The 21,462-nt window shown below is 68.2% G+C and carries 19 protein-coding genes and 1 tRNA gene; 8 read left to right on the forward strand and 12 right to left on the reverse strand.

Annotation, left to right across the window (positions count from 1 at the left end; all coding sequences use genetic code 11):
* Window positions 1–351: 351 nt before the first annotated feature.
* Window positions 352–1,731 carry a cystathionine beta-synthase gene (locus tag ACZ50J_RS17580; protein WP_464298448.1) on the reverse strand — a complete coding sequence of 460 codons (1,380 nt, stop codon included), beginning with the start codon at window positions 1,729–1,731 and terminating at the stop codon, window positions 352–354.
* Between the two features lie 154 nt (window positions 1,732–1,885).
* Between ACZ50J_RS17580 and ACZ50J_RS17585 the strand changes: the two genes are divergently transcribed.
* From ACZ50J_RS17585 to ACZ50J_RS17595, 3 genes are all read left to right on the forward strand, one after another.
* Window positions 1,886–2,977 (forward strand): SGNH/GDSL hydrolase family protein, encoded by a 1,092-nt coding sequence (locus ACZ50J_RS17585; RefSeq protein ID WP_464298449.1) that lies wholly within the window; start codon window positions 1,886–1,888, stop codon window positions 2,975–2,977.
* Window positions 2,978–3,003: 26 nt separating this feature from the next.
* The gene (locus ACZ50J_RS17590; RefSeq protein ID WP_464298450.1) at window positions 3,004–3,417 is read left to right on the forward strand and encodes an HIT family protein; all 414 of its coding nucleotides are present in this window, start codon (window positions 3,004–3,006) and stop codon (window positions 3,415–3,417) included.
* A gap of 127 nt (window positions 3,418–3,544) precedes the next feature.
* Window positions 3,545–4,768: an acetyl-CoA C-acetyltransferase gene (locus ACZ50J_RS17595; RefSeq protein ID WP_464298451.1), complete on the forward strand. Its 1,224-nt coding sequence runs from the start codon at window positions 3,545–3,547 to the stop codon at window positions 4,766–4,768.
* A gap of 79 nt (window positions 4,769–4,847) precedes the next feature.
* On the opposite strand, the gene ACZ50J_RS17600 is transcribed toward ACZ50J_RS17595, so the two are convergent.
* Complete coding sequence (locus tag ACZ50J_RS17600) at window positions 4,848–6,839, reverse strand: OPT family oligopeptide transporter (protein ID WP_464298452.1); 1,992 nt, start codon at window positions 6,837–6,839, stop codon at window positions 4,848–4,850.
* Between the two features lie 98 nt (window positions 6,840–6,937).
* Here ACZ50J_RS17600 and ACZ50J_RS17605 point away from each other — a divergent pair, with 98 nt between their 5' ends.
* Entirely contained in the window at window positions 6,938–7,216 is a 279-nt protein-coding gene (locus ACZ50J_RS17605) for a hypothetical protein (protein WP_464298453.1), read from the forward strand.
* A gap of 10 nt (window positions 7,217–7,226) precedes the next feature.
* Here the strand turns inward: ACZ50J_RS17605 and ACZ50J_RS17610 are convergent, their stop codons facing one another.
* From ACZ50J_RS17610 to ACZ50J_RS17620, 3 genes are all read right to left on the reverse strand, one after another.
* Window positions 7,227–8,066, reverse strand: a complete 840-nt coding sequence (locus ACZ50J_RS17610) for an aminoglycoside phosphotransferase (RefSeq protein ID WP_464298454.1) — start codon at window positions 8,064–8,066, stop codon at window positions 7,227–7,229.
* Complete coding sequence (locus ACZ50J_RS17615; protein WP_464298455.1) at window positions 8,063–8,995, reverse strand: Bax inhibitor-1/YccA family protein; 933 nt, start codon at window positions 8,993–8,995, stop codon at window positions 8,063–8,065. The genes ACZ50J_RS17610 and ACZ50J_RS17615 overlap by 4 nt, the downstream gene beginning before the upstream one ends.
* A 115-nt stretch (window positions 8,996–9,110) precedes the next feature.
* On the reverse strand, window positions 9,111–10,148 hold the full coding sequence (locus ACZ50J_RS17620; protein ID WP_464298456.1) for an ABC-2 transporter permease: 1,038 nt from the start codon (window positions 10,146–10,148) through the stop codon (window positions 9,111–9,113).
* Window positions 10,149–10,313: 165 nt separating this feature from the next.
* On the opposite strand from ACZ50J_RS17620, the gene ACZ50J_RS17625 reads away from it, so the two are divergent.
* Window positions 10,314–10,646, forward strand: coding sequence for a MarR family winged helix-turn-helix transcriptional regulator (locus ACZ50J_RS17625; RefSeq protein ID WP_464298457.1), 333 nt, complete (start codon window positions 10,314–10,316; stop codon window positions 10,644–10,646).
* Between the two features lie 12 nt (window positions 10,647–10,658).
* Here ACZ50J_RS17625 and ACZ50J_RS17630 read toward each other — a convergent pair whose 3' ends face one another.
* Window positions 10,659–12,131, reverse strand: a complete 1,473-nt coding sequence (locus tag ACZ50J_RS17630) for a mannitol dehydrogenase family protein (protein ID WP_464298458.1) — start codon at window positions 12,129–12,131, stop codon at window positions 10,659–10,661.
* A 141-nt stretch (window positions 12,132–12,272) separates the two neighbouring features.
* On the opposite strand from ACZ50J_RS17630, the gene uxaC reads away from it, so the two are divergent.
* The 3 genes from uxaC (at window position 12,273) to ACZ50J_RS17645 (ending at window position 16,235) form a co-directional block, all read left to right on the forward strand.
* Window positions 12,273–13,709, forward strand: coding sequence for a glucuronate isomerase (gene uxaC / locus ACZ50J_RS17635; protein ID WP_464298459.1), 1,437 nt, complete (start codon window positions 12,273–12,275; stop codon window positions 13,707–13,709).
* Between the two features lie 19 nt (window positions 13,710–13,728).
* Window positions 13,729–14,955 carry a D-mannonate dehydratase ManD gene (gene manD, locus ACZ50J_RS17640; protein WP_464298460.1) on the forward strand — a complete coding sequence of 409 codons (1,227 nt, stop codon included), beginning with the start codon at window positions 13,729–13,731 and terminating at the stop codon, window positions 14,953–14,955.
* Between the two features lie 182 nt (window positions 14,956–15,137).
* Entirely contained in the window at window positions 15,138–16,235 is a 1,098-nt protein-coding gene (locus tag ACZ50J_RS17645) for a ScyD/ScyE family protein (RefSeq protein ID WP_464298461.1), read from the forward strand.
* Window positions 16,236–16,307: 72 nt separating this feature from the next.
* Here ACZ50J_RS17645 and ACZ50J_RS17650 read toward each other — a convergent pair.
* The 6 genes from ACZ50J_RS17650 to eno all read right to left on the reverse strand — a co-directional run bounded on the left by ACZ50J_RS17650 (window position 16,308) and on the right by eno (window position 21,141).
* Window positions 16,308–16,381, reverse strand: a tRNA-Leu gene (locus ACZ50J_RS17650).
* A gap of 70 nt (window positions 16,382–16,451) precedes the next feature.
* Entirely contained in the window at window positions 16,452–17,615 is a 1,164-nt protein-coding gene (locus tag ACZ50J_RS17655) for a copper resistance D family protein (RefSeq protein ID WP_464298462.1), read from the reverse strand.
* Between the two features lie 101 nt (window positions 17,616–17,716).
* A complete protein-coding gene (locus tag ACZ50J_RS17660; RefSeq protein WP_464298463.1) occupies window positions 17,717–18,652 on the reverse strand; it encodes a Ppx/GppA phosphatase family protein in 936 nt (311 codons plus the stop codon).
* A gap of 99 nt (window positions 18,653–18,751) precedes the next feature.
* The gene (locus ACZ50J_RS17665) at window positions 18,752–19,267 is read right to left on the reverse strand and encodes a DUF501 domain-containing protein (RefSeq protein ID WP_464298464.1); all 516 of its coding nucleotides are present in this window, start codon (window positions 19,265–19,267) and stop codon (window positions 18,752–18,754) included.
* A 7-nt stretch (window positions 19,268–19,274) separates the two neighbouring features.
* Window positions 19,275–19,817, reverse strand: a complete 543-nt coding sequence (locus ACZ50J_RS17670) for a septum formation initiator family protein (RefSeq protein WP_464298465.1) — start codon at window positions 19,815–19,817, stop codon at window positions 19,275–19,277.
* Window positions 19,818–19,860: 43 nt separating this feature from the next.
* A complete protein-coding gene (eno, locus tag ACZ50J_RS17675) occupies window positions 19,861–21,141 on the reverse strand; it encodes a phosphopyruvate hydratase (protein WP_464298466.1) in 1,281 nt (426 codons plus the stop codon).
* Window positions 21,142–21,462 lie beyond the last annotated feature (321 nt).

Genomic DNA, 21,462 nt, shown 5'->3' on the forward strand with positions numbered 1-21,462 from the left:
CCGCCTGCTCCGGGCAGGCAAGAGCCCGCTCGACCCGCCCTTCAAGGCGCCCGACCTGCTGCGCTTGCTCCCACCAGCCCGGACAAACCAACCGAACGACAACCCGACGGCCGCGGAACCGACGACCAGAACGGCCGCTGGCCGGCAACGAGCGTGCTCGTGGGCCGGCGACAGCGCACGAGGACCGGACAAGTCTCAAAGTCCGCGCACCCAACAGCCCCGACAAACCAGCCGAACGACAACCCGACGGCCGCGGAACCGACGACCAGGACGGCCGATGGCCGGCAACGAGCGTGCTCGTGCCGGCCATCGGCCGTTCTGCAAGGAGGTGCAGCAACGAACCCCGCGGACTCAGTCGACGAGGAGGCTCAGCAGGTCCGCTCGGGTCAACACTCCCACCGGCTTGCCGTCCTGGACGACCATCAGTGCGTCGTGCTTGTTGAGCAGCGCCCGCGCACCGCTCACTCGCTCGTTGGCACCGATCATCGGCAGCGCGGCCTCCATGTGGCGTTCGACCGGGTCCGCGAGGTGAGCGTCCCCGGCATACAGAGCGTCGAGCAGCTCGCGTTCACTCACCGACCCGGCGACCTCGCCGGCCATGACCGGCGGCTCGGCATTGACGACGGGCATCTGCGAGACGTCGTATTCGCGCAGGATCTGGATCGCGTCGCGGATCGTTTCGTTCGGGTGCGTGTGGACCAGGGCGGGCATCGAGCCCTCCTTGGCGGCCAGGACACTTCCGACCGTCTGTTCCTCCGCCTGCTCCGGCAGGAAGCCGTAACTGCCCATCCAGGTGTCGTCGAAGATCTTCGACAGGTAGCCGCGGCCCGAGTCCGGCAACAGCACGACGACCGTCGCGTCCGCCGGCAACGTCCGCGCGTGACGCAACGCCGCGACGACCGCCATACCGCAGGAGCCGCCGACGAGCAGGCCCTCCTCGCGGGCGAGCCGGCGGGTCATCTCGAATGACTCCGCGTCGCTCACCGCGATGACGTCGTCGACGACGGACGGGTCGTAGGCGCGCGGCCACATGTCCTCGCCCACCCCCTCGACCAGATAGGGGCGCCCGGACCCGCCGGAGTAGACCGAGCCTTCCGGGTCCGCGCCGATGATGGTGACGCGCCCGCCGGGTCGATCCTTGGACACCTCACGCAGGAAGCGACCGGTGCCGGTGATCGTGCCGCCCGTGCCGATGCCGGCCACGAAGGACGTCAGCTCGCCGTCGGTGTCGGCCCAGATCTCGGGACCGGTCGAGTGGTAGTGGGAGTTCGGGCCTTCGGGGTTGGAGTACTGGTCGGGCTTCCAACCGCCGGGGGTCTCGGCGGCGATCCGGTCGGAGACGCTGTAGTAGGAGTCCGGGTGCTCGGGCGGCACCGAGGTGGGGGTGACGACAACCTGCGCGCCATACGCCTTGAGGACGTTGCGCTTGTCCTCACTGACCTTGTCCGGGCACACGAAGATGCACTTGTAACCCTTGCGCTGCCCCACGAGGGCGAGACCGACACCGGTGTTGCCCGAGGTGGGCTCGACGATCGTGCCGCCGGGCTGCAACGCCCCGGACGCCTCCGCCGCCTCGATCATCCGCAGCGCGATGCGGTCCTTCACCGAACCACCGGGGTTCACGTACTCGACTTTGACCAGAACGGTGCACTCGATGCCTTCGGTGACCTTCGACAACCGCACGAGTGGGGTGCCGCCGACCAGATCGGCGATGTGCTCAGCAAACTTCATGCACCGATCGTCTCAGATGTCGGATGCTCTCGGGGCGGCTCACCGAGAGTCACCCGGACGGCAGCCGGCTTGTCAGGTGATGAGAACATGGACCGTCCGTGGACCAGCGCGACGAGCGCACGGCCAATGGCGGCGGAGGGCGGGTGCAGCAGCAGTGAGTCGGGCATCGATGGCGCGCAAGGCTGCGACGTATGTCGCGGGCACGGCCGGTGTCAGTGCGGCCGGATTCCTCGGCGGTTGGGGCGTTCTCAAGGGCGAGGCCGCGATCGCGCGACGCGTCGTGGGTCAGCCGTTCGACGGCGCACCCGACGACAGCGGCGTCTACGGCGCCGGTCCTGGCAAGCCGATCCAGTTCGTCGTCCTCGGCGACTCGACCGCAAAAGGCATGGGCGCCGACGCGGCGTCACAGACCGTCGGCGCCATCATCGCGACCGCGGTCGCAGCGTTCGCCGGCCGCCCGGTCCGACTGACCAACGTCTCCGTCGTCGGCGCGACCTCCCCGGACCTGGGTGGCCAGCTGGACGAACTGCTCGCCGAGGTGCCGCATCCGGACGTCGCGCTCATCATGATCGGCGCCAACGACGTCACCAGCCGCCTGTCACAGACCGACGCGGTCGAGCATCTCGCGGAGACGGTGCGTCGGCTGCGCGACGCGGACAGCCCTGTCGTCGTCGGCACCTGCCCCGACCTCGGCGTCATCAAGCCCGTCCCGCAGCCGCTGCGACAGTTGGCCCGTCGTTGGTCGCGGCACCTCGCCGCGGCGCAGACGCGCACGGTCGTCGAGCTCGGCGGACGCACCGTCTCCCTGGGCGACCTGCTCGGTCACGAGTTCTCCGACAGCCCCTCGGTGATGTTCTCCAAGGACCGTTTCCATCCGTCGTCCGCCGGTTACGCGCGCGCTGCGTCCGCCCTGCTGCCGAGTGTCCTGGACGCGATCGGCGAGGTGTCGGCGGACACCGGCCGCCGGCCGGAGCGGCTCCGCGGCGAGGCCGTTCGCCCGGTCGCGTCCGCGGCACGCCGGGCCGCCCGGGATCCGGGCACCGAGGTCACCGGCACCGAGGTCGAAGGTGTCGCGCGCAATGCCCGCGGACCCTGGGCCGTCCTGCTGCGTCGACACCGGCAGCCGCTGCCGGCGCCCGCAGACGAGACGGAGCAGCCGGCACCCGTTGCCACGGAGGCCCCGGAAACGAGTGCCGTCGACGCCGAACCTGCCCAGAGCACGGACCAGCCGACGGCGTCGAACTGACCGCCCATCGGGCTTACAGTCGGAGTATGACGACCGACGCCGACTGCCTGTTCTGCAAGATCGTGGCGGGTGAGCTGCCCGCGGAGAAGATCCACGAGGACGAGCGCACCATCGCCTTCATGGACATCAACCCGGGCACCACCGGTCACGCACTCGTGATCCCGAAGAAGCACACCAAAGACCTGCTCGAGATCGAGCCGGACGAGCTCGCGGCCGTCGCCGCATCGGCGCAGACGATCGCCCGACGCGCCACGGAGCGCCTCAACGCCGACGGCATCAACCTGCTCAACTGCTGCGGGGCCGAGGCATGGCAGACCGTGTTCCACTTCCACCTCCACGTCGTGCCGCGCTACGTCGACGACCCGCTGCAGCTGCCGTGGATCCCGACTCCCGGCGAACCCGACGAAATCGCCCGAACCGCAAAGCTTTTGCGTGACTGAGAACTCGGCACCACGAGGTACCGGCGGGCCGGACCGGCCCACGCCATACACTCGTGGCAGCAGTCTTACCCGCGAGTAACATCGCGCCGAGCTCGATCGCCTGATTCCTGCAACGACGGAGGACCCCATGCCTGAAGCTGTCATCGTCTCCACTGCCCGCACACCGATCGGTCGTGCGTTCAAGGGATCCCTGAAGGACATCCGCCCCGACGACCTGAGCGTCCAGGTCATCCAGGCGGCCCTCGACCGGGTCCCCGGCCTGGACCCGAAGCTCGTCGAGGACCTCTACCTCGGCTGCGCCGAGCCGTGGGCCGAGCACGGCAGCAACATGGCCCGCGTCGTGTCGGTGCTCGGTGGCTGGGACCACCTGCCCGGCGCGACCGTCAACCGCTTCTGCTCCTCCTCCGTCCAGACGACCCGGATGGCCGCGCACGCGATCAAGGCCGGCGAGGGCGACGTCTTCATCTCCGCCGGTGTCGAGTGCGTCTCCCGCTACGCCGATTTCTCCGGCGCCGGCGGCAGCAACGTCGCCTGGCAGAACGCGAAGTTCGACGGTGCCAAGGCACGCACCGAACAGATCGCCAAGGACAACTCCACGTGGACCGACCCGCGAGAGGACGGCAACCTGCCGGACGTCTACATCGCGATGGGCCAGACCGCCGAGAACGTCGCAACGCTGCGCGGCATCAGCCGCGAACGCCAGGACGAGTGGGGCGTCAGCAGCCAGAACCGCGCCGAGAAGGCGATCGCGGACGGCTTCTTCGCCCGTGAGATCGCGCCGGTGACCCTGCCCGACGGCACCGTCGTCAGCACCGATGACGGTCCCCGCGCGGGCGTCACCCTGGAGAAGGTCTCGACGCTGCAGCCGGTGTTCCGCGAGAACGGCACCGTGACTGCGGGCAACTGCTGCCCGCTCAACGACGGTGCCGCCGCAGTCGTCGTCATGAGCGACACCAAGGCCAAGGAACTCGGCCTCACCCCGCTGGCCCGCGTGGTCTCCACCGGCGTCTCGGCCCTCTCCCCCGAGATCATGGGCCTCGGCCCGGTCGAGGCGTCCCGCCAGGCTCTCCAGCGCGCGGGTATGACGATCAACGACCTGGACCTCTACGAGATCAACGAGGCTTTCGCCGCCCAGGTCCTGCCGTCCGCGGACGACCTCGGGATGGACTTCGACAAGCTGAACGTCCACGGCGGCGCGATCGCCCTCGGCCACCCGTTCGGCTCGACCGGAGCACGCATCACCACCACCCTGCTCAACGGCCTGCAGGAGGCGGACGGCACGTTCGGTCTGGAGACCATGTGCGTCGGTGGCGGCCAGGGTATGGCGATCATCTACGAGCGGCTGTCCTGAGCTGTAATCACCTGAGGCACAAACGAATTCGGCCCCGGACCGCCAAGGCGGTCCGGGGCCGAATTCGTTTGTGCAGGGATCAGCTCTGCTTCACCGGTTCCGCGTCGCCACCGGTCGCGATCTTGCGCGTCCAGAGGTACGAACCCGCCACGACGGCGATGAACACGATCGCGCCGATCCACTCGGACGGATGCAGGAAGCCGTCGCCGACGACCCCGAGCGGACTTTCCTTGCCGGTCGCGGCGACGACGGCTGCGAGGAAGACTCCGAAGAGGCTCTCGCCGACGATGAAGCCGGTCGCGACGAGCACACCGAGTCGCTTGACGCGCTCCGGGTGCTGGGTGTTGCGGTCGGCCCAGCGGTCGTAGAAGACGCCGATGACGGCACCGATCGGGATCATCAGAGTCAGCGAGATCGGCAGGTACATTCCCATGCCGACGGCCAGCGGGGGCAGCCGTAGCCGGCCGGTGGTCTTGCCGAGGACCTCGTCGACGAGGATCACCGCGGCGCCGATGACGGCGCCGAGACCGATCAGACCCCAGTCGAGCGAGCCACCGAAGACTCCCTTGGCGAGCGAGGAGATGAGCGACGCCTGGGGCGCGGCGAGGGCGTCCTTGCCGGCGCCCGGTGCTCCGAGGAACCCGAAGCTGTTGTTCATCAGGTCCATGATCGGCGGTATGACGATGGAGCCGAACACGACGCCGATGACCAGCGCGACCTGCTGCTTCCACGGCGTGGAGCCGACGAGCTGACCGGTCTTGAGGTCCTGCAGGTTGTCGTTCGAGATCGTCGCGACACCGAACACGATGGACGCCGTGAACAGCGTGTAGGCGACGAGCGCCTCCGTCTCGGCTCCGCTGCCGCTGCCGTGCACCGCCTTGATGAGCAGCGCTGCGGCGAGCACGACGAGGATGCCGACACCGGAGATCGGGCTGTTCGACGAGCCGATCAGACCCGCCATGTAGCCACAGACCGAGGCGACGACCAGGCCGATGACGAGCACGAAGACCAGGCTCAGGATGAGGATGCCGGCGAGGTTGCCGTGCAGCGCGGTGTCATGCGCGAAACCCCACAGCAGGAACGCGATCGGGATCAGCGAGACCAGCACGATCCCGGCGACGATGGTGATCGGCATGTCCTGCTCGGTGACCTCGACCTGCTGGCCGCTCTGGCGTGCGCGCGTCGAGCGGATCGCGTCGTTGATGCCCTTGAGGATCGGCGCGATGATCTTCAGCAGCGTCCAGATCGCGGCCACCGCGATGGCGCCCGCACCGATGAAGCGGATGTCATTGGCGAAGACGCCGCTGACCGCGTCGGTGATGTCACCGTGCGAGGGCAGGTGACCCGAGGACTTGATCGGAAGCAGCACACCGAACGAGATGAGCAGGCCGATGATCATCGCGATGCCGACCGAGAGACCGACGAGGTGCCCGACACCGATGAGCGCGAGCGACAGGCTGGAGCCGATCATCGTTCCGCCGGACCCGACGTGGAAGGTCTTCTGCAACGCATTGCTGGCGACCTTGAGCGCGGCCAGCAGCGAGAAGCCGGCCGCCGCGAGCGAACCGATCACGATGACCCGCAGGCCACGACGGTTCTCGTCGGCGCCCTCGGTGGTGTCACCGACCTTGAGCACCTCGGCGCCGGCGACGCCCTCCGGGTAGGGCAGGTCGGACCCGGTGACGAGTGCCCGGCGCAGCGGGATCGAGTAGGCGACCCCGAGGATGCCGCCGACCACACAGACGGCCATCGTCGTCCAGTACGGGAAGCCGTGCCACCAGCCGATGATCACCAGGCCGGGCAGCACGAAGATGATCGCCGAGAGTGTCCCCGCCGCCGAGGCGATGGTCTGGACGATGTTGTTCTCTTTGATCGAGTGATCGGCCCAGTAGCGCAGGACGGCCATCGAGATGACCGCCGCCGGGATGGATGTGGCGAACGTGAGGCCGACCTTCAGGCCGAGGTAGACGTTGGCTGCCGTGAACACCAGCGTGATCAGACCGCCGATGATGATGCCGCGGACGGTCAGCTCTCTGACGGGCGACCGGCCCGCGGAGCTCTCAGCGGACATGACTCGAACCTCCAGGTTGGATAAAAGAACCAACCCACCCTAAACGCGCGAGTGGCCTCCCCCGAATCGAGTGCGGTGTGCCGCCATACGCTGGGGTGGTGGACGATGTCGCGACCGAGCTGCGCCGGGTGACCCGCAGATGGCAGCAGCTGTCTGCCGAGCAAACAGGCGAAACTGCTTCATCGGTGCGCGAACTCGCGCAGCAGCTGGCCGATCGGGTGCGCCGCGAGCGGGGCCTGGCGCCACTCGTCATACCCGACCTCGGGGACGCCGCACTCCCCGACCAGCTCGCGGTGACGGTGTATGACGCCTGCGGGGCCGGCTTCGAAACAGCGGCACTGGAGGGGCTGACCCGGCTGCGTCGCGCCCTGCCGTGAGCCGGCGACGTCAGAGCAACGGTGCGAGGGCGGCGCGGTAGCGGCCAACGTGCTCCGCATCGGGGTCGGGGTCGGACAGCACCCGGAACAGCGCCGCGCGCAGCATCGCCTGCAGCGAACCGCCGGTCCAGTCACGCAACAGTGCGGGGTCGGCCCCCGACCACATGACCAGGTCCAGCACGCAGACCGCATCCGCCCAGCGAGCCGGCCGCCAGTAGGGCGCGACGTCGATCACGACCGGCACGTCGGCGGCATCCAGCAATACATTGCCGGCGAGATCGCCGTGCACGAGCTGGTCGTCGCCGAATCCCTCCCCGGTGCGCCGATCGAGCAGCTCTCGCGCGAATTCCGTTTGCGCATCGGTGAATTCGCCGGGGTTGAGCGTCAGGTCGCCGAACGCGACGCGCTCGGCGCAGTCCCACCGGCTGCGCGGTGGTTGTCCGGCGAGCGGCCACGCCGCGACCATTCGCGCGAGCTCGGCATGCAGCAACGCACCGGTCGCTCGCACGACCGCGGCATCGGTGCAGGTGCGGCTGCCGGGCTCGTACCGGCTCGCGGACCAGCCGTCGACGACCCAGGTCCCGTCACGCGCCGGGATCGGCATCGCGATGCGGACCTCGCGTCGCGGGCGGGTGTCGAGGCCGACCGCCATACGTGCGAGCAAGGGGTTCAGCCCGTCGGCGATGACCGGATCACGACCGGGGCTGAGCACCAGATCGCCGGCGAGCACGCTGCTGCCCTGGCCTCCCGGCAGCGCTTGTAGGTCGCCGGGAACGGCGAAGAGGTCGAGCACCCGATCCGAGGGGATCAGGCGCTCGACCTCTGTGCTGCTGGGTGTGCTGCCGGTCAACGACTCTGGATGCGGGCGAACAGGCGCAGCAACTCGATGTAGAGCCAGACGACCGTGACCAGCAGGCCGTGCGCCATCAGCCAGGAGTACTTCTCCGGCAGGCGGGCCTGCACACCGCGCTGGATCGAGTCGAAGTCGACGGCGAGTGAGTATGACGCCAGGCCGACCGCGATGACGCTGATGATGATGCCGAGCGGGCCGCTGCCGCCGACGCCGAACGGGTTGTCGATCGCACCAGTCCACACCAGCACGACGTTGACCAGGGCGAAGAGGAAGTAGCCCATCGCCATCATGCCGAAGATCTTGCGGGAGCGTTCGGTGACGCGGATCAGGCCGAACTTCCAGCCGGCGAACATGCCGACGAAGACGCACAGCGTCGCCAGGACGGCCTCGGCGACGACGCCCGGGTAGACCTGGTTGAAGAAGCCGCTGGCGGCTCCGACGAAGAGCCCCTCGCACACGGCGTAGAGCAGGATCAGCGGGACCGAGATGACGCGCTTGAACGAGATCACGAAGCCGAGCACGATGCCGACGATCATGCCGCCGAGCCACAGCGCCATACCGGCGCCCTGGTTCTCCTTGCCGACGAACCAGCCGACGGCGGCGAAGACCAGCATCATCCCGAACAGGCCGAGCGTCTTGGTGACGACGTCGTCCAGCGTCATCCGGCCGGATTGAGTGGCGGTGGCGGACGGGGCGTCATACGCCTTCTCCAGGTCCGGCATCGACGCACCGGGCTGCTGCGGGTAGCCCTGCTGGAAGCCGGGGTAGCCGCCCTGTTGCCCACCCGGGTAGCCGCCCTGCTGGCCGTAGCGGGCCTGGTGCTGCTGCTCGGGGGTGCTGAACTGGCCGTACTGCGGCTGCGAGTCGTTCAACCGACCCTTGGACAGGTCCTCGTTGAACCGGTTGAACACCGGATTGGATGCCATGTCAGTCCCTAACGTTTGTCGAACGACTGTGACGGATGTTGCCTGAGGGCAGTTTAGCTGGATCCGCCACATCTACCTCAACGTCGGAACAACTGCGAGGTTCCGGCGCGACCGGTCACACGGCGACGTCCTCGGCGAGCTCCTCCTCGGTCTCGACCGACAGCACCGTGGCCGCCTGCGCGTGCCCGGCACGCCGCTGCTCGAGGAGGTGCCCGCCGATCACGCACAGCGCACCGAGCGCCAGCCAGCCGAACAGGATCGTCATCGGACCGGCGATGCTCACCTGCGGAAAGTAGAGGACGCGCCGCAACGTCTCGACGAAGCCGGATCCGATCCAGAAGTGGTGCAGCCAGCCGAAGAACGCCGGCTGCAGGTAGGTCGGGAACACTCCGCCGCTCGACGTGAAGTTGAGTGCGACGAACACCGCCGAGTAGACGAGCGTGCAGAACCGGCCGAAGACCGGATGCAGACCGACACCGATCAGCAGAACCGCGGCGCAGTAGACGAGGGAGAGCCCCCAGACCGCCGGCAGGTGCCCGGGGAACATCCCGTATCCCGCTCGCGCGATGGCCAGTCCGGCGGTCGCGATCACGACCGCGGCGCCCAGTGCCAGCCCGGTGCGTTCGCGCATCCGACGTGTCGCGCCGGCAGCGCCGATCGCGATGGAGGTCGCGTAGGAGCCGACGGTCAGCGCGACGAGGTAGAAGAACCCGTTCTGACCGACCGGATCGCTGGCCGGCACCGGCGTCACATCCTTCGACGTCAGGGGCAGGCCCTGCTTCGCGGCGATCGGGCCGAGCATCTGGCTCGCGGTCGACTTGCCGGCATCCGAGGCCATCGTGCTGACCAGCAGTGACGCCGAAACCTTCCCCGGGACATAGGCGCCGGTGAGCTTCAGATCCTTGATCTGCTCGATCGCCTCCTGCTCGGTTGCGACGACCTTGACATCGGCCTTGTCGCCGAGCGCTCTGTTCGCCGCGGCCGCGATCGGCTGCACCTGCTGCGTCGGTCCGACGATCGCCAACGGCACGGCGTGCGGCTGCGGCTTGTGGAAGCCGCCCAGATAGGCGACGGCCATGATCAGGCCCATCAGGACCGGCACGGCGGCGTGGGACAGGACGGTCCTCATCGGGACGCGATCCGGCTGCGACATACAGGCTCCTCGGTTAAAGTTGGTATATACAACTTTTAGAAGGATAGGCAGTCTATGTCAAATCGGGATGGGGTCGGTCACCATGACCCGGCCTGGTCGATTCTGCGCGAACTTCAAACGTTCACAAGGAGATTGAGCCGGCGCTGGCCGTCCGCGGTGCCGAATGTGACGTTCGTCGAGGTGCTGTTGCTGCGCGCGATCGCCGGCGACGAGCAGCCCACCGTCCGGTCCGTGGCCGAGGAACTGGGCATCGACAAGTCGACGGCCAGTCGCCAGGTGACCGCGCTCGAGCGGCGCGGGTTCGTGACGCGGGCAGCCATTCCCGGCGAGCGCCGCGCGCAGGCGTTGCACCTCACCGCCGAGGGCCGTCGCGCCATGGCCGACGCGGACGAAGTGAACCTGGAGGCGGTCACCGAACGGCTCGCCGACTGGCCGGCGGCGGACGTCGCCACCTTCGCAACTCTGCTGCGCAGGTTCAACGACGGCGCCGGCGTATGACGCCCCGCTGAGTCAGCCGAAGCTCATCAGGGACTTCACGGCACTCCGCACGGCGGACCGGAAGGCATCGTGACCGGCGATCTCCTCGTCGAAGACCTCGCGGATGGCGAGCATCCGGTCGACCAGTCCGACGTCAGACCCGGCGGCCCGCTCCCGCAGGAGACCCGCCAGCGGGTCGTTCAGGGGCAGGTCCCGTCCCCCACCGTCCTGCCCGCGCCGGACGTAGACCATCCAGGCCGCGACCGCGAGCGCGCAGTACTGCGGCATCGCCCCTGCCCGGAGCCGGCCCCGGGCGGTCTCGAGGATCCGGATCGGCAGCTTCTGCGATCCGTCCGCGGCCACCTGGATCGTGGTGTGCCGTAGGTGCGGGTTCGCGAACCGACGGAGGATCTGCTCGCCATACTCCTCGAGGTCCAGGGCGGGTGGTGCCTCGAGAGTCGGGATCGCGTCCTCGCGTTGCAGCCCGCGAGCGGCATCGAGCAACCGGTCGTCCGCGAGCGCCTCGGCGATGGTCGCGTAGCCGTCCAGCGCGCCGAGGTAGGCGAGCAACGAGTGGGTTCCGTTCAGCAGCCGCAGCTTCGCCTTCTCGTATGGCGCGACGTCTGCGGTGAACACCACTCCGGCGCGTTCCCACGCCGGACGGTCGGCGGTGAAGCGGTCCTCGATGACCCATTGCCCGAACGGCTCGGCGACGACCAGGCCCGCGTCATACAGCTGCAGGAGGTCGGCGGCCTCGGCTCGGTCCGCATCCGTCGTGGCGGGGACGATCCGGTCGACCATCGTCGATGGGAAGGCGACCCGATCCTGCAACCACGCGACGAACTCACCGGCACCCGTCGCGTCCGCCAGCTCGTGCACCAGTCGGCCGAGTTGGGCGCCGTTGCCGGGCAGGTTGTCGCAGCTCACGACGCTGATCGGTGCGGCGGACCCGGCGAAGCGGGTCGCCAGGCCGGCCGCGAGCAACCCGACCGCCGTGCCGGCGCGGTTCGCGGTGTCGTGACCTGCGAGCGCGGACTCGACGAGCGCGAGATCCGCTGTGACAGCGTCCGTTCCGAGCGCCAGGCCACCGCTCGGTGTCCGCGGATAACCCTTCTCGGTGACCGTCAGCGTCACCACCTGCGCGCCGGATGACGCGATGGCATCGAGTGCGGTTCGTGGTGCGGCACCGCCGCTGACGATTCCGCGTACGGCGCCGACCACCTGTAATGAGGAGCGCTCGGCGGACTTGGTCAGTACGCCGTACAGACAGTCCTGCGGCGCGAGTTGCTCGACGACGGCAGCCGATCGACCGGTGACCGCGAAGGTGCCCCAGCGGTCGTCACCCGTCGCGGCATACGCGCCCTCGGTGTAGACCGCCTGATGCGCACGGTGGAAGGCGCCGATCCCCAGATGTACCAACCCGATCGAGAGCGTCCGCGGGTCGACTCCCGGGACGGAGATGCGCTCCGACCGTTCCGGCAGGGTGGTCAACGACAGGCGTTCCATGCGTGCGTCCTTCGCATCATCGGCGGCGTGCGAGAAGGTCGAACGCCACCAGCACGATGGCAGACGGCACCGCCGACGAGTTCGGCCGGACGGTAGGACAAGATCAAAGGGTCCGATGGCCGCGAGTGTCGAGAGGTTGCAATGACGGAGCACTGGCAGCTCGATCCCGATCGCGCGCTTCCTGCCGACCCGGCTACTCGCGACGTTGCACGCGTCCTCCACCGGCACGCCGCGACGTTGCCACTCGTCTCGATGCACGGGCACGTCGACGTCGATGTCCTCGCGGCGGACGAGCAGTTCAGTGATCCCGCGCAGCTGTTCATCACCCCGGACCACTACCTCGTGCGCATGCTGGTCTCCCAGGGTCATCGGCACACCGACCTCGGGGCCACCCGACGAGACACTGACGGGTCGGCGGGTGAGCCGGATCGGGACGCGAGGGCCATCTGGCGACTGTTCTGCGCCAACTGGCACCTCTTTCGCGGCACGCCCACCCGTTACTGGTTGGAGCACGAACTCGTCGAGGTCTTCGATGCCCCCGCTCCCCCGTCGGCGGAAACCGCCGACCTGCTCTATGACCATCTGTTGGACAAGATCCGCAGCGCCGACTTCCGACCGCTCGCCCTGTTGGACCGGATGAACGTCGAGATCCTGGCGACGACCGACTCGGCGCTTGCCGACCTGCGAGGTCACGCCGTGCTGGCCGAACGACTCGGACCGGGCCGGATCGTGCCGACCTTCCGGCCCGACTCCCTGGTGCACATCGGTCACCCGACGTGGGCCGCCGAGATCGCTCGACTGGCCGAGGTGTCAGACGTGGACACCGGCCACTACGGCGGCTTCCTCGCCGCGCTACGTCGTCGGCGACTCGCCTTCGTCGCGGCCGGAGCACGCGCGACCGATCACGGCCACTTGTCCGCGGACACGACTCCTCTGGAGCACAACGCTGCCGAACGCATCTACCGTGATGCTCTCGAGGGCACCGTGAACCCGGCCGGTGCGCAGGCCTTCGCCGCGCACATGCTCTTCCAGATGGCCGAGATGTCCGTGGAGGACGGCCTGGTGATGCAGCTGCATCCGGGCGTACTGCGCGACCACAACAGCGACATCCACCGTCGCTTCGGTCCCGACCAGGGGTTTGACATACCGGTGCGGGTGGAGTTCACGCACAATCTGCGACCGCTGCTCGAACGGTTCGGGTTGAGCAGTCGGTTCCGGTGCATCCTGTTCACCACCGACGAGACGGTCTACTCCCGTGAGCTCGCGCCGCTTGCCGGCGCGTATCCGTCCGTCCGGCTAGGCGCCCCGTGGTGGTTCCTCGACAGCCCCGAGCAGATGCTGCGCTTCCGACAGTCCGCCGTGGAGACTGCCGGCTTCTACAACACGAGCGGATTCGTCGATGACACAAGGGCATTCGCTTCCATCTCGGCCCGACACGATCTCTCCCGCCGCATCGATGCGGGCTATCTCGCGAGGCTGGTCGCCGAAGGACGACTCAGCATGGACGAAGCCGTGGACACGATGACGGACCTTGCCCATCGACTCGCTCGTACGGCATATGCCGCACCGACCAGCTGACCGTCCTCGAAGGAGAAACATGGCAATCAGATCCGCCGAAGTTCTGGTGATCAGCCCGGGCCGCAACTTCGTGACCCTGCGGCTGACGACGGACGACGGCGTGACCGGTCTCGGTGACGCCACGCTGAACGGCCGCGAACTCGCCGCTGCGTCATACCTGCGCGACCATGTCGTGCCACTGCTCATCGGGCGCGACGAGGCACAGATCGAAGACACCTGGCAGTACCTCTACCGCGGTGCCTACTGGCGACGGGGTCCGGTCACCATGGCAGCGATCGCCGCCGTCGACATGGCCCTGTGGGACATCAAGGCCAAGACCGCGGGTATGCCGCTCTACCAACTGCTGGGTGGCCGCTCTCGGCGCGGTTGCCTTGCCTACGGCCACGCGTCGGGCGCCTCGACCGACGCACTCTTCGGGTCGATCCGGGACCACCTCGAGCAGGGGTTCCGCGCGATCCGGGTCCAGACCGGGATCCCCGGCCTGGGACAGGTCTACGGGGTCGCCACGGACCAGCAGCCCGGACAGCGTTATGACTACGAACCCGCGAAGCGACAAGCGCTGCCCGCCGAGGAGGCGTGGGACACCCGCGCCTATTTGCGCCACGTACCAACGGTTTTCGAGTCGGTCCGCAACGAGTTCGGACCCGAGCTACCGCTGCTGCACGACGGCCATCACCGGATGTCGCCGAACGAGGCCGCCGTGCTCGGCAAGAGCCTCGAGCCCTATGACCTGTTCTGGCTCGAGGACTGCACCCCGGCCGAGAACCAGGAGTCGCTCCGACGGGTCCGGTCGCAGACCACGACCCCACTGGCAATCGGTGAGGTCTTCAACTCCGTCTTCGACTACCAGACGTTGATCACCGAGCAGCTCATCGACTACGTGCGATCCGCCGTCACCCATGCGGGTGGAATCACGGCGCTGAAGAAGCTGATGGATTTCGCGGCGATCTACCAGATCAAGTCCGGGTTCCACGGCCCCACCGACATCTCCCCGGTCGGTCAGGCGGCCCATCTCCATCTCGGCATCGCGCTGCACAACTTCGGGATCCAGGAGTTCATGAAGCACTCACCCGACACTCTCGAGGTCTTCCGCACCAGCTACACGTTCACTGAAGGGCTGCTCGACCCCGGCGAAAACCCAGGCCTGGGAGTCGAATACGACGACGACGCAGCAGAGGCGTTCACCTACACACCCGCGTACCTGCCCGTCAATCGTCGTCTCGACGGCACGGTGCACGACTGGTGAGCTGAGTTTCTTCGTCCGCTTCAGCGGATGCAATTAGTCCGCCCGCTCCGTAGGACTCGCGCAAACTGTCGGCAGGACCGCTGTCCCGGTGGTCCGTGATTCCTTCGGCCGACGTGTGTCCAGGGTGGCTTCGGCCGGAGCGGGAGAGGCCCGCTCGTCACAGTGGGTCGGATCGGAGAACCATGCGTCATCTGCGCGCGCTCGTCGTCGGCTGTGCCGTCGCCGGGCTCACCCTGGCCTCGCCGGGCGTCGCCTCGGCACATCCCAAACATTCGAAACCGAGGGGTCCGGTGGTGCTGTCCACCGACGTGGGCGCACCGTTCAACCTGGAGATCGACGGCCCGCATGTCTTGGTCGCGGACGGTGGTCCCGGCTATGTCGGGAAGGTGGGCAGGGGTGGTTCCGTCATACCGCTGGTCACCGGTGTCCCGGGCGCATCGGGTGTCGCGACCCGCGGAGCCTGGCTGGCCTACACCTCGACCGTGACCAACGAGGAGACGTTCGAGAACAGCGCGTCCGGACTGAACGTGCGTCGACCCGGCGGACGCACCGTCTACGCCGACACCACGGCATACGAAGCGGCACACAATCCTGACGGGACGAACCAATACGGCCCACGCAGCAATGATCCTTGCGTCGTCGCCACCGTCGGGCCGCGATACACCGGAGCGCTGGACTCGCATGCGTACTCCGTCGCCGCGAACCGCAATGGTTGGCTGGTGGCGGACGCCGGCGCGAACGACCTGCTCGCGGTCAGCGACAGCGGACGGATCAGCACCGTGGCTACCTTCCCGGCGCAACCCACGACCGTCACCCAGGAACAAGCGGACGCACTCGGTATGCCGGGCTGCATGGTCGGCGTCACGTACGACTTCGAACCGGTGCCTACCGACGTCGAAGTGGGCCCGGGAGGATCGATCTACGTCACCACGTTGCCCGGCGGCCCCGAGGGACCCGAGCTCGGTGCACGCGGGTCCTTGTGGAAGGTGAATCCGTCGAGGCACTCAGTCACCCGGATCGCGACCGGCTTCGCAGGGGCGACCAACCTGGCCATCGGCAAGCACGGCGAGGTCTACGTCGCGGAGTTGTTCGGCGGGAAGGTCTCCGTCGTCAACACTCGCGGTGTGTCGAAGTTCGTCGACCTTCCCGGTGTCGTCTCCGTCGAAACCGCAGCAAACGGAACGGTTTACGCCGGAACCATGGGTGCGGACGAGTCGACGCCCGGCTCGATCGTGAAGATCTCGCAGGGCAAGATCCATTGGCGTAAGGCCATCCACTGAGCGGGTAGGTCGGTGGGAGGTCGACCCCCTGGACTTCCTCCCGCCGGCCTGCCTTCAGCTGGCATCGCTCGGTGCCCCCGACGGGACTCGAACCCGCACTCGAGCGATTTTAAGTCGCCTGCCTCTGCCAATTGGGCTACGAGGGCGAGAGTCAGCGTACGCGGGAGCCACCGGACCGGAACGTCGTGGTCCGGTGGCTCCCGCGCTACTGTCAGCTCACTCGGTCGGGCCGGCCAGCGGCGTCAGCAGCGGCCGATTCGCCTGGGCCCGAGCCACCCGGCTGGTGATCCAGAAGGACGCCACCATCGACGCGATCAGCAGGATGCCGATCAGCAACAACCGGGCGTCGAACGGGGCTGCGTCGCCGCTCCCGCTCTCCGTGCGTGCGGACCCCGACAGGAACGGGACGATGAGGAGGACCGCAAGTCCGAGCAGCGCCTCGAACGCCGCCACCTTGGGGAAGTGGGTCAGCACCGCATGCCGGACGGTCGTCTCATCACCGTCGCGGACAGCTCGGGCGATCCGCGGCAGCAGGACGGTCTGGTTGTAGCCGCCGGCCGCGAGCATCACGCCGACGAGCACGATCTTCGCCAACAGGAATCGGCCGTATGACGTGGTGACGAACTCCCCGAACGCCCCGACGTGCTGCCACGACATCCACAACCCCGAGATGAGGATGCCACCGGCAGCCGTCATCGCGAGCGCGCTGAACCGGGACCACACCCGGCTCCACACCTCTCCCGATGCGGCCGGCCGCGCCCGCCACGACAGCACGGCGAGCACACCCAGCCCCCCGAGCCAGACCAATGCACCGAGGATGTGGATCTGCGTGAAGATCGGCTTCAGCCAGTCGTCGACGGTGAGGCCCGCGAATGCCGTGGGAGTGCTGACGATCACTTCCCCGACGACTCCGACTGCCAGAGCTCCCGTTGCGAGCCGGCGCGAGCATCGCCGGCCGGCGAACATCGCCAGCACGGCAGCGGCAACGAGCAGGAGGACCTGGATGAGACGGAGCGTCGACTTCCCGATCCATTCGCCGGATTCCTTTGGTGCCGTGAGGAATTCACCGATCACGTCCGGACGCAAACCGTGCGAGAACGCGAATTCGCCCGACCGTGCGGCCAGCGCAGCCTGCTGGATGTAGAGGAGCACGATCATCGCCGCGCCGATGGCGGGGAAGATCCGGAAGGCTGACCGCCCCGCGCCCGGCATACCTGCCGCGTCCGCCCGTTGCGCGGGCAGGACGGCCAACAGCACCGTGGCGAGACCACCGAGCAAGGCGCAGAGCCCGGCGAAGTAGCCGGCTTCGGTCAGGACCCGCCATACCGGCGGGGGTTCATAGGGAGCGGTGGGCACCGTGGCCACGAAGAGTGGGTTCACAGTTAGGGAAGGCTAACCTATGTACTCCCGGATCGAGTATGCCGCCATCGTGACGTACGCCACAGGGCGTCGCCGGGGTGTGAAATGACCGGACGCGGCGGCTACGCGAGCCCGAGCGCGATGCCGTCGAGGATGTCGTGCTCGCTGGTGAGCACCGTGTCGATGCCGGCGGCCGCACCGACCCGGCGGACGATGGTGCGCCAGATCAGCGCGCCGGACCCGATGACATCGACCCGGCCCGGGTGCATGTAACCCAGCGCTGCCCGCTCCTCGCGCGTCGCATGGATCAGCGCGTCGCAGGACCGCTCCACCTGGGCGATCGAGAGCCGCGCACCGTGGATGCGCTGCGGGTCGTACTCCGTGAGGCCGAGCGCGTGCGCGGTGATCGTGGTCACCGAGCCGGCCAGGCCGATCAACGAGCCGGCACGGTCCAGCGGGACCACGGATGCGGCCTCATCGATCGCCGCGTTGATGTCGACGAGTGCCGCGTCGATCTCCGCCTCCGTCGGCGGGTCGGAGTGCAGGTGTCGCTCGGTGAAGCGCACACAGCCGATGTTCGTCGACCGTGCGGCGTCGACCTGCGCCGTGCCCAGCACGAACTCGGTCGAGCCGCCACCCAGGTCCACCACGAGGTATGGCGCCGGCGTCGACTCCGCCGCCACGCTCGTCGCACCACGGAAGCTGAGTTCGGCTTCCTCGTCGCCGGTCACCACTTCGGGCACGGTGCCGAATGCCGCGAAGGCATCGGCGATGCCTGCGGTGAACTCGGCGGCGTTCTCGGCATCCCGGGACGCGGATGTCGCCACGAAGCGCACCCGCTCGACACTGTGCGCCGTGCACTGCTGGGCATAGGTCCTTGCGACCTGCAGGGTCCGGTCCATCGCCTCCGGCGCGATCCGGCCGGTCACGTCGACGCCCTGACCGAGCCGGACGATCTCCATCGTCCGCACGACATCGGTCAGCGTCCGCCCATCGGTGTCGGCGATCAGCAGCCGGATGGAGTTGGTGCCACAGTCGACGGCAGCGACTCGGGTCATGCGGGGCTCCATTCGTCCGGGGGTCTCGATCGCGGTTCGGCTCGTCCCCTTCGAGACGCCCGCTCGTACCTCACGCGCCCCTCAGGGCACGCTTCGGTGCTACTCGGTGCCCATCTGGCTGCAGCAGCCGTTCCGCCACCACTCGGGCAGCGCCGAAAGTGCTTCATCCCCAAGGGGATTGATGCCGGGACCGACTGCCATCGAATGTGCGACGAGCACGTGGAGGCACTTCACCCGATCCGGCATACCGCCGGCGGAGATGCCGGCGATCTCCGGCACGTCACCGAGCTCGGCGCGCCTGCGCAGGTAGTCCTCGTGGGCACCGCGATAGGCGGCCGCCAGCTCCGGGTCGGTGGCGAGGCGGTCCGACATCTCTCGCATCATTCCCTCGGCCTCGAGGGTGCCGATCGCGCTGGTGAGGCGCGGACAGGTTGCGTAGAAGCTGGTGGGGAACGGCGTTCCGTCGGGCAACCGTGGCAGCGTCCGCACCACCGCGGGGCAGCCGCAGGGACACCGTGCGGCGATCTCGACAACACCCCGCGGGAGGCGGCCGAGCTGTTGCTCGACACGGGCGAGATCTGCGGGATCGACTGGGGGCAAAGAACTCTCGGTCATCAACGGATCAGTGCTCACCAGAGGCCACGACGGACTTCCACAACGTGCCGTACCACGTCTGCTTCGCCTCGGACTTCTTCGCCGCGGCGGCCTTCGACTTCGCGTCGGTGACATAGACCGTCAATGTCTTGCCGGGCTCGGCGAAGCCGAGTCGCTGACCCGCCTGCGCGGCGACATACTTCGGGTCGCTCCACTTCTGCTTCTCCGTCTTCAGGGCCGCGACATCGGCCTGCTGCGCGGCGACCTGCGCCTGCAGTTGCGAGACATGCTGGCGCTCGGAGACGTATGAACGAACGGTCGGCGCGATCACGACCGCCAGGAAGACGATCAGCGCGCCGACCACCGCAAGGCGTCGCATCGAACGCGGTGACCGTTGCTTGCGCACCGCGCGTCCCGTGCTCGACGCGCTGCCGGTGGCCGTGCCGGACGGCTTGACCGACGCGGTCCGCACCGTCGTGGTGCGACCCGTGCCGGTCCCTCGCCGTCCGGGCGCCGGGCGGGACGTCGCGCGCGACCGACCTGTGGCGGTCTTACGCGAATCGCGTGTCACAAGAAGGCCTTTCGTCGTCCGTCCGATGTGAGTGAGCCTGGAATCAGGCCTTGAACCGTGGGAAGGCGCCGGCGCCGGCGTAAACCGCCGCGTCGTCGAGTTCCTCCTCGATGCGCAACAGCTGGTTGTACTTGGCGACGCGGTCCGAACGGGCCGGTGCGCCGGTCTTGATCTGGCCGCAGTTGGTGGCGACCGCGAGATCGGCGATGACGGTGTCCTCGGTCTCACCGGAACGGTGGCTCATCATGCAGCGGAGTCCGTTGGTCTGGGCGAGCGTCACCGCGTCGAGCGCCTCGGTCAGCGTCCCGATCTGGTTGACCTTGACGAGCAGCGCGTTGGCGTTGCCGCCCTCGATACCGCGCGCGATGCGGGTGGGGTTGGTGACGAACAGGTCGTCGCCGACGATCTGCACCTTGTCGCCCAGCTCATCGGTCAGGGTCTTCCAGCCCTCCCAGTCCTCCTCGTCCAGCGGGTCCTCGATCGAGACCAAGGGGTATGACGCGACCAGGTCGGCGTAGTAGGCGGTCATCTCGGCGGCCGACTTCTTCGTCCCCTCGAAGACGTAGGCGCCGTCCTCGAAGAACTCGCTGGCGGCGGCGTCCATCGCGAGCGCGACGTCCTTGCCCGGCGTGTAACCCGCGGCCTTGATCGCGTCGAGGATCAGATCGAGCGCAGCCCGGTTGGACTCGAGGTTCGGGGCGAACCCACCCTCGTCCCCGAGGCCGGTCGACAGGCCGCGTTCGTGCAGGACCTTCTTGAGGCTGTGGTAGACCTCCGCGCCCCAGCGCAGTGCCTCCCGGAAGGAGCCCGCGCCGATCGGCGCGATCATGAATTCCTGGATGTCGACGTTGGAATCGGCGTGCGCGCCACCGTTGAGGATGTTCATCATCGGCACCGGCAGCACATGCGCGTTGGGGCCACCCACGTAACGGAACAACGGCAGGTCGGCAGAGTCCGCACCTGCCTGGGCGACCGCGAGGCTCACACCGAGGATCGCGTTGGCCCCGATCCGGCTCTTGTTGTCGGTGCCGTCGAGGGCGATCATCTCCTGGTCGACCAGGCGCTGCTCGCTCGCGTCATACCCGAGCACGTGCGGGGCGATCTCCTCGGCGACCGCGTCGACCGCGTCCTGCACACCCTTGCCGAGGTAACGCTTGGCATCCCCGTCCCGGCGCTCGGCCGCTTCGAACTGGCCGGTGCTGGCACCGGACGGAACGGCGGCGCGGCCGACCGTGCCGTCATCGAGCGCAATCTCGACCTCAACGGTCGGGTTGCCTCGGGAGTCGAGGATTTCACGGGCGAGCAGGGCGTCAATCGTGGCCACTTGGTGAGTCTCCTGGCACTTCGTCGGGGCGTCCGGCAGGCACGGTGCCCGCGTCGCGTGCTGCCCAGACTATCGCCGAACATCGGGCTGGTCCGGCAGGACCCGCCTGACCGGGCCGCGGGTTCGACCACGTCACGCCGAGCGGCCTCGACATACGACCAATTTGCTGAAGCGGCAGAGATCGGTCGAGCGACCTGCCACAATGGTCGGCGACTACGGCGTTGTGCGCCACACCTCCTGGTGGAGAACCCGCCTGCGGACCCCGTGTCAGTGGGCGCCGACGATGCCGCCGACTGGCTCCGCGGCTGGACCCACACGGTC

This window comes from Flexivirga sp. G2 (assembly GCF_055397625.1).

Bases quoted from the DNA above. Each gene is read 5' to 3' on its own strand.
- manD (WP_464298460.1), top strand. From the start codon at position 13,729: ATGGCAATCAGATCCGCCGAAGTTCTGGTGATCAGCCCGGGCCGCAAC.
- ACZ50J_RS17595 (WP_464298451.1), top strand. From the start codon at position 3,545: ATGCCTGAAGCTGTCATCGTCTCCACTGCCCGCACACCGATCGGTCGT.
- ACZ50J_RS17630 (WP_464298458.1), bottom strand. From the start codon at position 12,131: ATGGAACGCCTGTCGTTGACCACCCTGCCGGAACGGTCGGAGCGCATC.
- ACZ50J_RS17660 (WP_464298463.1), bottom strand. From the start codon at position 18,652: ATGACCCGAGTCGCTGCCGTCGACTGTGGCACCAACTCCATCCGGCTG.
- ACZ50J_RS17620 (WP_464298456.1), bottom strand. From the start codon at position 10,148: ATGTCGCAGCCGGATCGCGTCCCGATGAGGACCGTCCTGTCCCACGCC.
- ACZ50J_RS17645 (WP_464298461.1), top strand. From the start codon at position 15,138: ATGCGTCATCTGCGCGCGCTCGTCGTCGGCTGTGCCGTCGCCGGGCTC.
- ACZ50J_RS17590 (WP_464298450.1), top strand. From the start codon at position 3,004: ATGACGACCGACGCCGACTGCCTGTTCTGCAAGATCGTGGCGGGTGAG.
- uxaC (WP_464298459.1), top strand. From the start codon at position 12,273: ATGACGGAGCACTGGCAGCTCGATCCCGATCGCGCGCTTCCTGCCGAC.
- ACZ50J_RS17580 (WP_464298448.1), bottom strand. From the start codon at position 1,731: ATGAAGTTTGCTGAGCACATCGCCGATCTGGTCGGCGGCACCCCACTC.
- ACZ50J_RS17600 (WP_464298452.1), bottom strand. From the start codon at position 6,839: ATGTCCGCTGAGAGCTCCGCGGGCCGGTCGCCCGTCAGAGAGCTGACC.
- ACZ50J_RS17665 (WP_464298464.1), bottom strand. From the start codon at position 19,267: ATGACCGAGAGTTCTTTGCCCCCAGTCGATCCCGCAGATCTCGCCCGT.
- ACZ50J_RS17615 (WP_464298455.1), bottom strand. From the start codon at position 8,995: ATGGCATCCAATCCGGTGTTCAACCGGTTCAACGAGGACCTGTCCAAG.